Consider the following 15350-nt stretch of genomic DNA (forward strand, 5'->3'; position numbering starts at 1 on the left):
TTTTGTCGTTGAAGGTTAGTCGAGATACAGCTCCCTGCCCGGGCCCCAGCGACTGGCTAGGGGGCCGTCAGAAAGCGCTTTGACGCGGACAAAATACCTTCTTCCGGGAATCAGGCGCAAGGCCGCTGTGGTATCGGCAATATCGGCTTCCTTGATGATATTGCGAAATGCCGGCTCTTCAGCCAGTTGCAGGCGGTAATCCGTGGCGGTGTCGATGTTTTCCCAGAAAACCCGAACCTGGCTGTCCAGATAGTTCACGCTGATAATCCGGACCGGCGGCAGCGTGCCATTAACAACAATCTTGCGTGGCTCGGAGGTAGCAACAGAGCTGCCTCCCGCTTCTGTGACGACACGCCAGTAATACTGACCGGGGCTCAGTGGGCGCGACGGAAGAGCACGGCTTTCCGGCGCCCACTCGCTGGTTGTTACTAACTGCCTGAAACTGTCATCCTCAGCGATCTCCACCCGGGCAACTTCGTTGGCACCATTGAGCTGCCAGCGGAACTCCGGCATGTCGTCATTCACGCTCTCGCCATCGGCCGGGGCGGTGAGATCGGGCTTTCTAGCCTGTAGGTCTACCTCAAGTTCGGCGGTGCCGGGCATTCCGGCGATACCACGCTGATCAACCGCGGCGAGTTGGATTTCGTAGCGGCCGTTGTCGAGTTGGGCGATGTCAAAACGGGTTCCGGCTATATCCCGGCTCTGCACCCAGGTGCCGGATGCCTGGTCAAAAATGTCCAGCCGGTAGGCCGGGTAACCGCCTGCCTGCCAGGTCAGTTCGGCCGGAAGCTGCGTGAGTACCGATGGCAAAGGGTTAATGGTTGGCGCCGGCGGAAGCTGTCGAATATTCAGGGCGCCTCCGTTGGCGGTGGAGACGCTCGCGCCATAGCCAGCTGGAATGCGACGGGTGTTGCCTGGCTGGCCGAAGTCCACCACGCCTTCGGTTACCTGCACGCTGCTGCCGTTGCTGCTGGCTTGCATGGTAAACACCGTACCCCGGACGGCGGCGACAGCGGATGGCGTCTCGATTTCGAAGCGGGCCCCGCCTTCAATGACCGGGCGAACCCGGGTGTGAACCTCACCTCGTTGCAGGCGAAGCCGGGTGTCGACCATGCCGGATTTGCCATATTGGGTTAGTCGATTGAACATGAGGCGGGAGTTGGGGGAGATCCGAAGTTCCGAGCCGTCGGCCAGTTCAATGGTTGCCGATCCCGCACCGGAGAGAATTTCGTCGCCAACCCGGACAATCGAATCTTCGGACAGAGGGAGTTTTCGCCCATCCATTCCGGAGATCTGTTGCACGTTGCCGGTGACCGCAATCACCCGGGCCGGTTCGGGCTGACGTTTCAGCCAGTTTACGGGAATGCGCAGGGTGTCCCCGGCGCCGAGTTTGGCGTTGCTGGCCAGGCCATTATGCTCCAGCAGTCGTTGCTGTGTGGTCTGCTGGGAAAGCAGCGTCTGGGTTATGCTCGCAACCGTATCACCCTGGCGTAAGGTATAAACCCACTCCGGGGCATTGTCCCGTTGTTGGCTGCCGGATACTGCAGAACCCCGTGTGATTGACAGCTCCGCGACCGTGGTCGCTGGCACCATGAACGCCAGTGCAAGGAAGGCCAGGGTTTTCAGGTGCTTGCTCAGAGCGTCAGGCATTTGCAGTGTCATCGTTCCGAATTTCGTTTGCGTCACCGGGCTTGATGGCTTCGAGCCGATAGCCTCGCTGGTAGATGGTCTTGATGCGAAATCCGTTTTCAGGGTTGAGCCCGAGCCTTCTGCGAAGGCGGCTCATATGCGTATCCACCGTGCGGGTATTGATGTCCCTGGTCAATCCCCACACCCGCTCCAGCAGCATTTCGCGGGTGAGCAGGCGGCCCTGGTTCTGGAACAGGAACAGGGTCAGGTCGAAGTCCTTGTCGGTGAGCGTCAGTGGCTCCCCGTGCAGGAGAATTATGCGTTGGTTGGTGTTGATCTCGAAGGGCCCGTAGACCAGAACCTCCTTTTCGATTTCCGGGTTGCTGCGGCGGGCCAGTGCATTGATGCGCGCGACCAGTTCAGCCGCTCGTGCCGGTTTGGCGATATAGTCGTCGGCGCCGGCATCCAGGGCACGAACGATGTCGGTTTCACTGTCACGCTGAGTCAGGAAAACGGCCGGCACAGGCCATTTCAGCTGTGCCCGGATGTTCTCGAGTACCTCAATTCCGGTCATGTCCGGGATCTGCCAGTCCAGAATGATCAGATCATAACTGCGGTGCAAAACGGCACCGAGAAACGATTGGCCGGTCGGAAAGCTGTCACAGTGATGTCCTTTCTCTGAAAGGATGGACTGGATGTGCTGCGCCTGTTCGTGTTCGTCTTCCAGCAGAGCAATGCGCATTAAGCCTGGCCCTCGATCGTGTTGCCTGGTTTATATACCGTAGCGCAGAGCCCTTGGTCAGACCCTGCAGTGTCGGGGATTATCCCAAAAAATGAGTTCCCGTTCAGTATCGTTATGTAGAATTCCGTAAGTCCACCGCTGGCCGGCCGTTGTGATCATCAACTGTTTGTCGGCAACCGGGGAAATTGCTGCAGCCCCAGAACCAGCCTTTTTTGCTTTTGCGCCGCACCAGGGGCGAGAAACAGTGGGGGCAGGGTACCGGTTTCTGGCTGGTTCCGTCCTCGGGTTGATGGTCCTCCAGGGGGCGGGTGCCCTTGCAGGCGGGGTACCGGGTGCAGGCAAAAAAAGCGCCGAACTTGCCCTCCCGTTCAACCATCGGCGCCCGGCATTTCGGGCAGTGAATGGCGGTGCCGGACGTCTCTGTATTCGCCAAACCCGCAGCGGGCGCTTGCGCCATGAATCCGCGGATTTCATCTTTGAGGGATTCCAGAAACGCTCTTGGGTCCTCTTCGCCCCGGCGAACGCCCTCGAGAGTGGCCTCCCAGACAGCGGTGCGATCTGGCGTACGAATCGATTCCGGTAGCGCCGCGATCAGGGATTTCCCCTTGTCGGTGGCGCGGATAAAGCGTTTTTCCCGGAACAGGTAATCGCGGCGGAACAGCGTATCGATAATGGCTGCGCGAGTCGCTTCGGTGCCAAGGCCATCGGTTTCCCGCAGTGTTTTTCTCAGCTCGTTGTCAGCGACAAAGCGGGCAATATTGGTCATGGCTGATAGCAGTGTGGCATCGGTGAAGTGTTGCGGAGGCTGGGTTTTGCGCTCGCTGGCCAGGGCCCCACTGCAAAGCACCGGTTCATCTTTGTCCAGTCTGGGCAATGGTGCTTTTTCAGGCTCTTGCCCGGGTTCCCGCTTGCGGATTTCCAGCGTTTTCCAGCCTGGCTCGATCACGGCTGTCTCGGTGGCGCGAAAGCGATAGTCCTGAATCGCGACCGTCAGCCGGCCTTCCCGATGCACGGCGTCAGGTGCAAACTGCATCAGATAGAATCGACTGATCAGATCGTAGATTTTCTGTTCGGCCGAAGACAGCTTGCCGTTTGGTGCGGGCCGCACTGTGGGAATGATTGCGTGGTGAGCATCCACTTTTTGGTCATTCCAGGCGGCAGAGCGGCGGTCTGTCCCGGTTTTCTCGCAGAATCCGGACAAATCCGGGGCGACACGGGCGATGGCACGAATCACCGCCTCCCGTTGGCTGAAATGCTCCTCTGGCAGGTAGCGGCTGTCTGACCTTGGGTAGGTAATCAGTTGATGGCGTTCGTACAGGTTTTGGGCGGTGTCGAGCACGTCTTTCGCGCCCATCCGGTATAGTCGTCCAGCCTCTATCTGGAGTGCAGACAGCGACAGAGGTAACGGCGGCGGTTCCGGGCGATCGCGAAACCGGGCTTCATCAATTCTGCCGGGTCGACCGCTGATGGCGGCGACAATCTGCTCGGCTACCGACTTGTCCAGCAGCCGGTTTTCTTCATCCAGATGATCCTGAAATTCGTCACCGGGTAACCAGCGAGCAATGAACGGTCGCTGGTCGGCCTCCGGCTCGCTGGCCTGGAAGGTGGCTTCGACCCGGTACCAGGGCTTGGGCTGGAAGTGCTCGATGGTGTTGTCTCGATCCACCACCAGGCCCAACACCGGAGTTTGCACCCGACCCACGGAGAAGACGCCCTGTTCGCCCCGGGTTTGATAGCTGAGGGTATAAAATCGGGTGAGATTGATGCCATAGAGCCAGTCGGCCCGCTGTCTCGCCAGCGCAGAATGGGAGAGTGGGCGGAACTCCCGGTTGTCTCGGGGGTTCTGTATGGCGCGGGCTACCGCCTTGGGGGTAAGGTCGTTGATCAGTATCCGTTTTACCGGTGCCTTGGTGCCGAGATAGCGCAGGACTTCGTCGACCAGTAGCTGGCCTTCACGGTCGGGATCGCCGGCGTGGGTGATGAGGTCGGCCTTGCGAACCAGGGCTTCAAGAACTTTGAATTGCAGGCGCACGCTGTCTTTGGGCGTCAGTTGCCAGGGTTCCGGGAACATGGGCAGGTCTTCAATGCGCCATTTTTTCCAGGCCGGGTTATAGCGGGCCGGCTCGGCGGGCTCCAGCAGGTGGCCTATACACCAGCTTACCGTGGCAGCATCCGGTCCTTTACCGCAGCGTATCCAGCCCTGGCCTTTCTCGTGGGGGCCGGGAAGTGCGGCGGCAATGGCTCGGGCCAGGCTTGGCTTTTCGGCGATGTACAGGTGCATGGGTATCTGGGGGTTGGTTGCTGGCAGGGGAATGTGTCGCTTTGGCGCTTTTGTGTCAAGGGCTTCGGGGTTCCGAGGCGTACTGTAGTAGACTGTTTATACAGCAGGTCGGGACATTGATGCTTAAAGTCCGGAGTAGGTGTTTTATGAAAGTACAGAAAAGCATAGAGGAAAAGCTGGTCGCGGGCTTTAACGCCAGCGTGATTTCTGTGGAGAACGAAAGCCATATGCATTCGGTGCCACCCAACTCTGAAACTCATTTCAAGGTAACGCTGGTATCAGCGGATTTTGAAGGGCAGATGAAGGTGCGCCGCCACCAGGCAATTTACAAGGTTCTGGCGGATGAACTGGCGGGGCCGGTGCATGCTCTGGCATTGCATCTGTATACGCCGGAAGAGTGGACGGCCAGTGGTCAGGCGTCTCCGGTTTCGCCCAACTGTATGGGCGGGTCGAAAGGTGATGCAGCAATGGACAAGAAGCTTCAACAAGGAGCTAATGGATGAGCCAGTTTTTTCAGATTCACCCGGAAACACCGCAAAAGCGTCTGATCAAGCAGGCGGTGGAGATTTTGCGCAAGGGTGGGGTGATTGTCTATCCCACAGATTCAGGCTACGCACTGGGCTGTCACCTTGGTGACAAGCAGGCGGCAGACCGTATCAAGCGAATTCGGCGCCTGGACGACAAGCACAACTTCACCCTGGTGTGTCGTGACCTGTCAGACATCGGGGTTTATGCCAAGGTGGACAATACCCAGTATCGGTTACTGAAGAATTTCACGCCGGGCCCGTACACCTTTATTCTGGACGCGACCAGCGAGGTGCCTCGCCGGTTGCTGCATCCCAAACGGCGGTCTATCGGCATCCGGGTTCCGGACAACGAGATTGTTCGGGAATTGCTGGGTGAGCTGGGTGAGCCGATTATGAGCAGCACCCTGATTCTGCCGGGTGAAACCGAACCTTTGACCGATCCTTACGATATTCGCGAGACCCTCGGGCATGAGCTTGATCTGATTATTGATGGCGGTTTCTGCGGTATGGAGGCTACCACGGTGGTCAACTTTACCGGTGATGTGCCTGAAGTTACGCGGGTGGGCAAGGGTGATCCGGCCCCGTTTCAGGTTTGATCTGATTAGCAGTTACCCCCGGGCTTCAGGCCCGGGTATTCAGGCTGAAGGCGTAGCGTTGCTGCGCTGTGATACCCGTCTCGGCGGGTGTGGCGGTGCGGCGAAGGCTGTCATAACGGTGGATGACATCTTGCAGTCCATTGAACTGCTGGTTTTCGCTGAGCAGTGAATCCAGCAGGGAATTGTTCACGCCATAAGCCTGATTGAGCTTGAGCGCATTATCCATGAAGTGCAGGGTGGGTTCGGTCACGCTCAAGCGGCTTAACGCCTCACCAAATCCCCGGTTGTTGTTGAGATCCTGTTGTATCCTATCCCGCACCTGGTCGGGAATTTTGCCGTCCAGCTGAATGCTGCCTTGCTCGCTTTTGCTCACGCTCAGCGCCGTTGCCGGGTGTACGTTGTATTCGGCAAGTTTGTGCCGCAAGGTTTCACGAACGTAGGACAGGTCCTGGGCAACCGTCTGCTTGTACTGGGTCAGTGGCAATTGCCGGGTTTTCTGACTGGCCGAGTTGCGCTCCTGCCACTGTGACGGCGTGAAGCGGTCGTCGGTGCTGCTCTGGGGCTCGCCTGTGGCGGCGCCTTCATTGCTTTTACCGGCGGGTACGTCAGTGCGCGGCGCACGGTTGTCCATGGCTTGCTGAAAGCGCGTGCTGGCCTGTAACAGTGATGTCAGCAATGACATGGTTGCCTCCCCTGAACGGAAAATCTCTGCCGGATATCACGGAATTAGTCCGTGATGCATCAGGCTTTGCAGGTTTCGGGCCAATCTGCCTTGCCTTCTGGTTTGAGTGTGCCGGGACGAATGTAAAACATTGCAAGGAATGACATAGCGGGCGCGTCCGGATGATCTGCGTCATAAAAAAATTGATGCATATCTATAAAGTTATGCGCCAATTCGCCGTCATTACTCTTGGATGTCCAGATCATCTTCCGTTGTCGGGGTCACATGAAAAAACAATACTCAATCCGTTTCCTGTTATTGGCAGCACTGGCTGCGGCTTTCACCGTCATTCTCGTGTTTACGGTTGTTTACAGCGCGCAGTCCCAGCGAGCCCACCTCGAAGAGTACAGTCACAAATACGTGGATGGTCTGGCAAAGTCCTTTTTCGATGGCCTGAACACCATGATGGTGACGGGCACCATTAATAACCGTGATGTTCTGCGCGAGAAGGTGATGGCTCCCGAGGACGTACTGGATGTTCGGGTGATCCGCAGCGATCAGCTGAATGCCATGTACGGTGCTGGGAATGCTGCCGAACAACGCCGTGAGCCGCTGGACATGAAAGCGCTGGATGGTGAACGGGTAGAGCACTATTCGGAGAACGACGCGGGTCGTGTCTACACGTTGATCGAGCCGGTTATTGCCAGCGAAAACTATCAGGGCGTGAACTGCCTCGGCTGTCACCAGGCCCAGGAAGGGGACGTGCTTGGCGCTATTCGGGTCGACTATTCTTTGGCGGAGAGCGACGCGCGCCTGCAGCAGCAGTTGATGGTGAGTGGCGGTATCCAGATTCTGATCTTTGTGGTTATTTTCATACTGACTACTGTAGTGTTGGGGCGCCTGGTGTTTTCCCGCTTACGTCGGCTACACGACCGAATGGATGAAATCTCCCGCAATTCGGATCTCTCCATAGAGCTGGAGGTAACCCGAAACGATGAGATTGGTTCGGTCTCTCGTGCGTTCAATCGGATGGTCGCCAAGATCCGCGCCAGCATGCATACGGTGATGGACAACGCAGAACAGGTTGAAGCGGCGGCCCGCACCATTGCCGGTAAGGCAGAGACCACCGAGCAGGAAGTGCTGGCCCAGAAAGACAATACCGACCAGGTGGCCAGTGCCACCACCGAGATGGCCGCTTCCGCGGTGCAGGTTCGAGAGAACGCGGTGACTACCGCACGGAAATCGGCCGATACCACCAAATCGGCAGAAACCGGAGAGCATCTGGCTAGAAATGCGGTTCAGGGTATTGAATCTCTGAATGCGGAAGTCCAGAACGGTGCGCAGCGCATTGAGCAGTTGGATCAGCGGACAACGGAGATGGCCTCACGGCTGGAGCTGATTTCCGAGATTGCCGACCAGACTAACCTGTTGGCCCTGAACGCGGCGATTGAAGCGGCCAGAGCTGGTGAGCAGGGCCGGGGATTTGCCGTGGTTGCAGACGAAGTCCGGGCACTTGCCTCGCGCACGCAAACGTCGACTGAGGAAATTCGCCAAACCATTGAAGGACTGAAGAAAGAGGTGGTGGATTGTGTCGGTACCATGCGCCATGCCTCGGAACTTGCTCAGCATCAGGTGGACTCAATTCTGAAAGTGGAAACCGAGCTGCAAACCATTGCTGCAGCGGTGCGTGAGATCACGGGCCTGAATGAGGAAATGGAAAGTGCGGCTAACGAGCAGAGCGAAGTGTCGGACTCCATCAATCAGAACGTGATTGAAATCAGCCGCTCTGCCGAGCAGACCTCCAGCGATGCCCAGGAGACCGCGCGAATTGCAGGGGATCTGCTGGCCATGGCGGAAACCCTGCGCAAAACCATCGAGCAGTTCCGCCTGTCCCAGAGCTGAAATGGGCGATATACCGGGGCACTCAGCCCCGGTGATCAGACACAAACGGATTGGTGGCGCGTTCCTGGCCAAACGTAGACATGGGGCCGTGGCCACAGATAAAGCTAACGTCATCCCCGAGCGGGAACAGCTTTTCCCGGATAGAGTGAATCAGGGTGTTGTAATCGCCTTTCGGGAAATCCGTGCGGCCAATGGAACCATTGAACAGCACGTCACCCACCTGGGCCAGTTTTGAGCCTCGATGGAAAAACACCACATGGCCAGGGGTGTGGCCCGGCGTGTGCAGTACTTCCAGGGTTTCATTGCCAACGGTCACTGTATCCCCGTCTTCCAGCCATCGATTGGGCGTGAACACCTCCGGCGCCGGAAACCCGAACATCTGTGCCTGCATGGCCAGGCCCTGAATCCAGAAGTTGTCGTCCTTGTGCGGGCCTTCAATGGGCAGCCCCGCTGATTTGGCTAGCTCCGCCGTGCCGCCGGCGTGATCTATGTGGGCGTGGGTGAGAAGGATCTTTTCCAGAATCACGCCTTCGTCCTCGGCTGCCGCCAGAATGCGATCCAGGTCCCCGCCAGGGTCGACCACCGCTGCTTTGTGGGTTTCGGTACACCAGAGCAGGGTGCAGTTTTGTTCAAAGGGTGTGACGGGTACGATCTTGTACTTCAGCGACATACTGTTCCAGTTTGTTCAGATTTGATTTTGCGGTAGAGAGCATCCGGGGCAATGTCTGCTTCGTTGGGCCAGCAGATGGCTCCGAACTCATCAACTTTTGCTTGAGCAAAGAATGCCGGGTCTTTCAGGGGCTCGAACATCGGGCCAAACAAACGATCTGCAAGGCTGATCTCGCCGTGAGTACCATCATCGAAGGTGACGGCCAGTACGTAATCGGCCTTGGCTTCCACATGGGTGACTCTGGGCATGCTGTTCATTCCAATGGCTCTATCTTCTTCAGTGGCTGGTGCAGCTCGGCAAGGCGCCAGTCTGCGATAAGGTCCTGCCGGTGTTCAAAGGCCCATTCGATAACCATCGCTTTGGCTCTTTTGGGCAGTTTGCCCTCAACAATCTCCAGCGTTTCGATCAGAATGATGGCCTCGTGTTCCCCATAATAAGCGTGAAAATGGGGAGGATTATGGTCATCGTAATACATCCGTATCAGAATGCCGAAGAATTCACTGATGGTTGGCATGGGCCCTCCGTGGCTCATAAGGTGTCATATTTTGGTAGACCGATAATAACAATCTGCGGACAGGTGAGCTATTGAAGAACTACCTCCAGAAAATCCTTCAGGGCCAGGCGATTAACTACGAGGCCTTTCTGAAGAAGCTGCCGGATTCCCAGCGTCGGCGGCATCGGGAGCTGTTCGCAACGGAGAAGGTTGGCGCCAATCGCTGGCAGGTAACCATTCTTGATGAAGCTGCGTTTGCGGAGTTACATCGACAGGCCGCTTCACCCGTTAGCAGAGTAGATGCGGCGAAGAAGGGCGATTCCCACCGCCACGGCACCGATGTGAGTTTTCTGCTGGTATATCATCACGCCCTGACAGGCAACCGGCCGGATTCGGTGGTGATTACCGGAGATTCGGTGGATATCGGTTTTCGGCCAGCGCCCCGGGTGCTGGTGGTGGAGAATGAGCGAAATTTTTATTACTACCGACAGATGCTGGCCTTTGCCGGTGACTGCCTGGGCCAGACAGTTGATCTCACAAACAGCGATGTCGTGCTCGGTGGCGGCAATCGGATTACCGGTACTGCGGATTTGAACTGGCTGACCGGTTACGATGAGGTGCTCTGCGCCTTTGATTACGATGCCGGCGGCCTGCAGATGTTTTCATCGGTGCGATCGGCACTGGGCGACAAGGCCTGCTATCTGCAGCCGGCTGACTGGCAACCTTGGCTGAGCCGTTTCCGCAAAACCCCGGACTCCACCGAAAGGTTTACAAAAGCCCTGTCGCTGGCGGAAGATCTGGAGTTTGTGTCGCTGGCGCAGGCCTTCCGGGCCACCGGCAAATTCATGGAACAGGAGATGATTCTGGATGAGTGATTCACAGGCGAGCGCGAGCACGTTCACCTTCGGCATTCGCCGCCTGGTGCTGGTGGACTCCGCCGGCTTCTGTTACGTGGAAATTCCGGTAGACAACCACGGCCTGATTCTGGGGCCGGGCAACCTGGGTAAATCCAGCTTGCTGAACTCCCTGCGCCTGTTCCTGTTGCCAGAGAATAACTTCAAGAACAGCCGCAAGAAATTTGCCTTCCGCAACGCCAGCGCCGGCAGCTTCTACACCAACGAAGAAAGCTTCCAGCACTACTTCCCCAGCCAGTTCAGCTTCCTGATTATGGAAGCGGAAAACCCGGCGGGCAGCCATTGCCAGATCCTGTATCGCGACAACGCAAGCCAGCTTAGCTACGGCCGGGCCTTTGTACCGGTCAGTTACGACCAGTTGCGACCTTTGTTCTGGAACGGCGACGATGAAGATGGCATTGGCCAGGCGGTGCCGGAGCTCTCATTCACCCGGCTGTCGGAGGCGCTGAAAAAGCTCTCGAAAGAGACCAGGCTGGTCAACGACCCGGCCAAACTGAAAACCATGCTCTACAGCAGTGAGTTGATGAACGCCGACGCGGTGCGTTACTCCGTGCTGCCCCTGGGCGAATCGGACGAACGCCGGGTGCAATCACTGCGCACCCTGATCCTGCTGCTGTTCGAGATGAAGGCGGACGATCAGGCCATGGCCAACGCCGTGGCCAGCATTATCGAAGCGGACAAGAAGTTTGCTGACGATGCCTTTGACTTCAACATCGATGATTTCCTCAATCGCCACGATCAGCTCAAGCAGCAGCAAAGCCAGCTCAACCGTATCGAGAAAGAGCGACACCGGTTTGAGAAGCTGAACCGGGACTACCAGGCCTACCAGACCCTGCTGCGCAGCCAGCACGAGTTTGCCGCCTTCCGGGACGGGGTGACCAACGCCTTGGCCGATATTGCTGCCAAACGCGGGGCGGCGCTTGAGGCTTTCAACGAACAGAACGACACCCTGCGCCACGTGCTGCAAACCCTGAAAAAACTGGAGCAGGAGGCCAGCGGCCAGAAGGGCGAGATTCGCTCCGCCGATCGGCGTATCAAGCAGGCCGAACAGAGCCAGAAAGACGGTGAGCTGCTGATCTCGCAGTATGGCGACATGACCCTGCAGGAAATTGCAGAGATCCAGACAGAGGAGCTGGAAAGCAAGAAAGGCCATCTTGCTGCCCTGAAAAGCGCCGCCCACGCGGAAATCCGACTTGAGCAGATTCAGCGCAAAAAGCAGGATCTGGAGCGCAAGCTGGAAACCCTGAAAGACCGGGAAAGCAAGCAGCAGTGGCAGTTGCAGAACCAGCTGGACGAAACGACCGCCGCGCCTTTGCGGGCGGTTGATCCCCGGCTGATGATGGCAAGCCCCGGACAGGATCTGGATGCCGATAGCAAAGCCACCATTGAAGCCTTCGCTCGCCTGTTTGCCCCCAACGATCGCGGCTTTGACTGGTTTGATACTGAATACCAGAGCCAGCCTGCCCGGCACACCAATTTTGCCGAGCAACGCCATTATATTGAAGGTGAACTTCATGGTCTGGAGAAAGAACGCTCAGAGCTGGCCGACACCGCCAACCAGGAACACGACCGACCTCAGTTGATCGAGCGCACGGAGAAAGAAATCCGGTCTATCGAGAAAGATCTGGAAACGCTCCAGCGCTACCCGGCGGCGGCCACCACCCTGCGGGATGCCACCGAGGAGAAACAGGCGGCGGAAGAACAGCTTGCCAAGCTCGACGAGCAGGCCGGACTGGAGCAGGAAAAACAGGACGCGGTTCAGGCGAAAGCCACGAAAGCAAAAGCGGAGAAAGATCGCATCGAAGAGCGGGAGCGCGAGCTGGCGGCCCTGAGTAAAAGTGTCGGCACTGTGGAACACCGCTTCCCGCACCTGAGAGCGGTGGAAGCGGAGCAGCCGCTGAACATTGATCGCGTATCGGCGGCCGCCTTCGACAACCTGCAAAGCCAACTGGATGATCTGGAAGAGCGGCGCCGCAACATTCTCGACCACCTTCGCCAGTTTGTGTACCTGGGTATCCATGAAGACACCGAAGGCGAATTGCAGAAAGACAGCCCGGCATCATCTGTTATCCGAAGCACCTTCAAGAGCCTTTCAGATCTGTTCGCCGGCATGGCCGAGCGCTGGAGTGTACTGGAGCAGCAGGTTGGTATCCATAACGAAACTGTGGCCAGTTATCGTCAGGCCCTGAAATCCAATCATGAACACATCGCCCGCTTTGAGGCCCAGCTCAATCGGGAGCTGGACGGCGTTCGCATCAACGATCTGGTGGAAATCCGGGTGGATATTCACACCGATCCGAAATTCCGTAACTTGGTGGAAGAAGCCAACAACATTGATCCGTATGGCAATAAGCTTCAGTCCGATGCTTTCTACGACCGCCTTAGGGTGTTTGTAGCGGACTTTTTCGGGGAGCAGGGCGGCAGCAAGCGCCTCACCATGGACAAGGTAATCACCGGCATTTCCTACCGCACCCGCAAGGAGAACGCCGCCAATCTGGACAAGAAAGGCCAATCCACCTCTACTACCGCGCTGATCAACCTGGAGCTGGTTTACCGCCTGCTCAAGCGGGTGCTGTACCCTGGCGTGCAGCTGTCATTCCCCATGGTGCTCGACGAACTTGCCAGCGTGGATATCAGCCAGATGCCGTCGTTGCTGGAACGGCTGCGCAAGCAGGGATTCAACCTGTTCTCTGCCGCTACCCACAGCGCCAGCGCAGAAGTGATCTACCTGATTGGCCGGCACCTGGAAGTGGGGCAGATGCGCACCGCGCGGCCCTACAGCAAGGAACGCACTCTGGTGTTCTGGGGCGGCGCGGAAGGTTTTACTGGTGGTGAACCGCTGAGCCACTGGGCAGACCAGACCCAGAACAGCTTGCTGGAGCCGGTGGATGAGTAAACGCTTCAGCACCCTGGACACCACCCGGCTGCTGTTTGAGCACCCGAAAATCCTGTTCCGGATGATCGAGCGCATGGACCGCAATGAAGCCCGGTTCATCCGGGAAAGCGACCTGGTGGCCGAGGTGATGGATTACACCCGAGGCCTGGGCAAGGCCGATCGGGAGCGGGTGCGGCTGGCCCTGAACACCGACAATCTGTTTCGCAGTGGGCTGATCATCGACATCATCAAGGCCGACGGCGAACGCCGGCTGGTATTTCAGGACGCACTGATCAATCTGATGCGGGCCTGTAACGCCTCGCTCTACCAGGAGCTTACTGACGCCCGCCTGCGCGGCCATCTGGTGACTCTTCGGGATGTGCGCAACCGCCTGGAAACCAGCAGTTTCAGTGATGCTGATCCGGATTACACCGAGCTGCGGGACGATCTGAACGAGCGGGTCAGCCAACTGATCGGCCTGTTGCGCCAGAACGTGTTGCGCATGCAGACCATCAGTGCCCAGCTGGCGGACCTGTCCGGTGATGCCAGCCGGGCGCCGGAGAAGTACCTGGAGTTCCGCCAGAATCTGTTTGAGCAGATCGTGACCCTTTATGAACGCCATATCAAACCCACGCTGGTGTTCCTGAACCCGGACACCCGGCTGCCTGACGGCAGCAATCTGTTCGAAACCCTGGAAGCCATGGTGCGCCTGCTGGAGTGCCACGATGACCACAGCCTGGCGGATCAGCTGTTCCGTTCCTCTATCAGCCTGAACGCCCTGTACAAGCCCATTCAGGCGGTGGCCCAGGAGGTCGAACACTTCCTGCGCAAAACCCGCCGGGGTATGGCCCAGTACAACGCCATGGAGCATTTCTACGGCAAGCTGCGTGCGCTCAAAGACGACACCGAGACCCTCAGCCTGCGCCGAAAATGGCTCGAAGGCGGCGATTTTGCCCGCAGCACCGGCTTCCTGGTGGGCCTGCGGGCACAGCAGCGGCCCAAGCATTATGCCTTTGGCCAGTCGTCGAGCTACTACCAGCTGTTGTTCAGCGAACTGGAGCTGCGCCTGAGCGATCTGCGCCGCCAATACGAAGTGCCGGTACTGCAGGAAGTGGCCGGAAGCGGCCGCGAAAGCCGGGTAGACCTTCAGCGCATCAACCAATTGTATCAATGGCTGGAAACCCTGGAATTGCGGCCCACGGCGGATCTGGTGCGGGAGCTTCACGGCCGGCTGGATGGCTTCATCCCGGGCTACCGTTTTGCGGACCTGCTGGCAGCCCTGAACCGGCTGGTCAATTCGCCGCCGGAGGGTATGCAGGTGACAACCACTAACCGTTTCCGCACCCTGGAACAGGCGCCGGACTGTGAACAGTTTGTGTACCGCAAACGACGCCTTGAAACCAATACGACTGATACAGAACAAGAGCCAGACCATGCCTGATTTCGTGGAAACCCGGGATACAGAGAGCACCCTGAACGAGCAGGGCGCGACCAGCTTCGAGCAGATCCTGCCGGCTCACAGTGCCGCCATCTACCGGGAGTTCCAGGCTGGCCGGGTGATTGTCCGGGATGTGTGGGACAACAACCGCTCGGAACTTCGTGCCAACCCGCTCTACAACCTGCTGTATAACCACCTGTCTCACTTCCGTACTTTCTATGAGCATCTGGGTAGCGACCTGGTGTTCAATGAAACCGGCGCCTTTTTCTTCCTGAAAGAGAGCAGTGACGACGAAAGCGAAGAGCACGATGAAAACGCTTTCCGGGTGCAGGTGGTATTGCTTCTGATCGGCCGTTACTTTGCCCGAAGCGGCAGAGATCTGGATTATCTGGGGCGCCCTGAAGCCGGTTTAAACGAGCAGGATCTGGCAAATCTGGGGGCGGATGAGGAGTATCAGGACATCCTTCGGGCCGCCCGTTTCGAGAAAGGGTTGAGCGAAGCGCTGGATTACCTGGAAAAACGGAACCTGCTGTTTCGCTCCGGGGCGGGGCGCTATTTCCTCAGTTCCGCCGGCAGCTATTTCCTGCACCAGTTGGTACAGGAGTATGAGCAGAGTTAGTTG

The 15350-nt window shown here is 57.9% G+C and carries 14 protein-coding genes; 7 read left to right on the forward strand and 7 right to left on the reverse strand.

The window, feature by feature from the left end:
* Nucleotides 1–15: 15 nt before the first annotated feature.
* From Q674_RS30080 to Q674_RS30090, 3 genes are all read right to left on the reverse strand, one after another.
* Nucleotides 16–1662 (reverse strand): FecR domain-containing protein, encoded by a 1647-nt coding sequence (locus Q674_RS30080; protein WP_031210100.1) that lies wholly within the window; start codon nucleotides 1660–1662, stop codon nucleotides 16–18.
* The gene (locus Q674_RS30085; protein ID WP_023008796.1) at nucleotides 1643–2371 is read right to left on the reverse strand and encodes a response regulator transcription factor; all 729 of its coding nucleotides are present in this window, start codon (nucleotides 2369–2371) and stop codon (nucleotides 1643–1645) included. Before Q674_RS30085 ends, Q674_RS30080 begins: the two co-directional genes overlap by 20 nt.
* 112 nt (nucleotides 2372–2483) lie before the next feature.
* Nucleotides 2484–4652: a DNA topoisomerase 3 gene (locus Q674_RS30090; protein ID WP_023008797.1), complete on the reverse strand. Its 2169-nt coding sequence runs from the start codon at nucleotides 4650–4652 to the stop codon at nucleotides 2484–2486.
* 146 nt (nucleotides 4653–4798) lie between these two features.
* Between Q674_RS30090 and Q674_RS30095 the strand changes: the two genes are divergently transcribed.
* Nucleotides 4799–5155, forward strand: a complete 357-nt coding sequence (locus Q674_RS30095; protein ID WP_023008798.1) for a BolA family protein — start codon at nucleotides 4799–4801, stop codon at nucleotides 5153–5155.
* Entirely contained in the window at nucleotides 5152–5775 is a 624-nt protein-coding gene (locus Q674_RS30100; RefSeq protein ID WP_011785986.1) for an L-threonylcarbamoyladenylate synthase, read from the forward strand. The genes Q674_RS30095 and Q674_RS30100 overlap by 4 nt, the downstream gene beginning before the upstream one ends.
* 25 nt (nucleotides 5776–5800) lie before the next feature.
* Here the strand turns inward: Q674_RS30100 and Q674_RS30105 are convergent, their stop codons facing one another.
* Nucleotides 5801–6457 carry a hypothetical protein gene (locus Q674_RS30105; protein WP_023008799.1) on the reverse strand — a complete coding sequence of 219 codons (657 nt, stop codon included), beginning with the start codon at nucleotides 6455–6457 and terminating at the stop codon, nucleotides 5801–5803.
* Nucleotides 6458–6721: 264 nt separating this feature from the next.
* Here Q674_RS30105 and Q674_RS30115 point away from each other — a divergent pair, with 264 nt between their 5' ends.
* Nucleotides 6722–8338 carry a methyl-accepting chemotaxis protein gene (locus Q674_RS30115; RefSeq protein ID WP_023008800.1) on the forward strand — a complete coding sequence of 539 codons (1617 nt, stop codon included), beginning with the start codon at nucleotides 6722–6724 and terminating at the stop codon, nucleotides 8336–8338.
* A gap of 22 nt (nucleotides 8339–8360) precedes the next feature.
* Here the strand turns inward: Q674_RS30115 and Q674_RS30120 are convergent, their stop codons facing one another.
* From Q674_RS30120 to Q674_RS30130, 3 genes are read right to left on the reverse strand one after another with little or no spacing between them, the layout of a single operon-like run.
* Complete coding sequence (locus Q674_RS30120; protein WP_014421981.1) at nucleotides 8361–9008, reverse strand: MBL fold metallo-hydrolase; 648 nt, start codon at nucleotides 9006–9008, stop codon at nucleotides 8361–8363.
* Nucleotides 8999–9256 (reverse strand): DUF2442 domain-containing protein, encoded by a 258-nt coding sequence (locus tag Q674_RS30125; RefSeq protein ID WP_014421980.1) that lies wholly within the window; start codon nucleotides 9254–9256, stop codon nucleotides 8999–9001. The genes Q674_RS30120 and Q674_RS30125 overlap by 10 nt, the downstream gene beginning before the upstream one ends.
* Before the next feature lie 5 nt (nucleotides 9257–9261).
* A complete protein-coding gene (locus tag Q674_RS30130; RefSeq protein ID WP_022992877.1) occupies nucleotides 9262–9522 on the reverse strand; it encodes a DUF4160 domain-containing protein in 261 nt (86 codons plus the stop codon).
* Nucleotides 9523–9593: 71 nt separating this feature from the next.
* On the opposite strand from Q674_RS30130, the gene Q674_RS30135 reads away from it, so the two are divergent.
* The 4 genes from Q674_RS30135 to Q674_RS30150 are packed head-to-tail and all read left to right on the forward strand — an operon-like array spanning nucleotide 9594 to nucleotide 15347.
* Entirely contained in the window at nucleotides 9594–10376 is a 783-nt protein-coding gene (locus Q674_RS30135; protein ID WP_023008801.1) for a Wadjet anti-phage system protein JetD domain-containing protein, read from the forward strand.
* A complete protein-coding gene (locus Q674_RS30140; protein WP_023008802.1) occupies nucleotides 10369–13311 on the forward strand; it encodes a hypothetical protein in 2943 nt (980 codons plus the stop codon). Before Q674_RS30135 ends, Q674_RS30140 begins: the two co-directional genes overlap by 8 nt.
* The gene (locus Q674_RS30145) at nucleotides 13304–14731 is read left to right on the forward strand and encodes a hypothetical protein (protein ID WP_023008803.1); all 1428 of its coding nucleotides are present in this window, start codon (nucleotides 13304–13306) and stop codon (nucleotides 14729–14731) included. Before Q674_RS30140 ends, Q674_RS30145 begins: the two co-directional genes overlap by 8 nt.
* Nucleotides 14724–15347, forward strand: coding sequence for a condensin complex protein MksE (locus Q674_RS30150; RefSeq protein WP_023008804.1), 624 nt, complete (start codon nucleotides 14724–14726; stop codon nucleotides 15345–15347). The genes Q674_RS30145 and Q674_RS30150 overlap by 8 nt, the downstream gene beginning before the upstream one ends.
* Nucleotides 15348–15350: the final 3 nt, after the last annotated feature.

It is taken from the genome of Marinobacter sp. EVN1 (assembly GCF_000475375.1).
Lineage (GTDB): Bacteria > Pseudomonadota > Gammaproteobacteria > Pseudomonadales > Oleiphilaceae > Marinobacter > Marinobacter nauticus.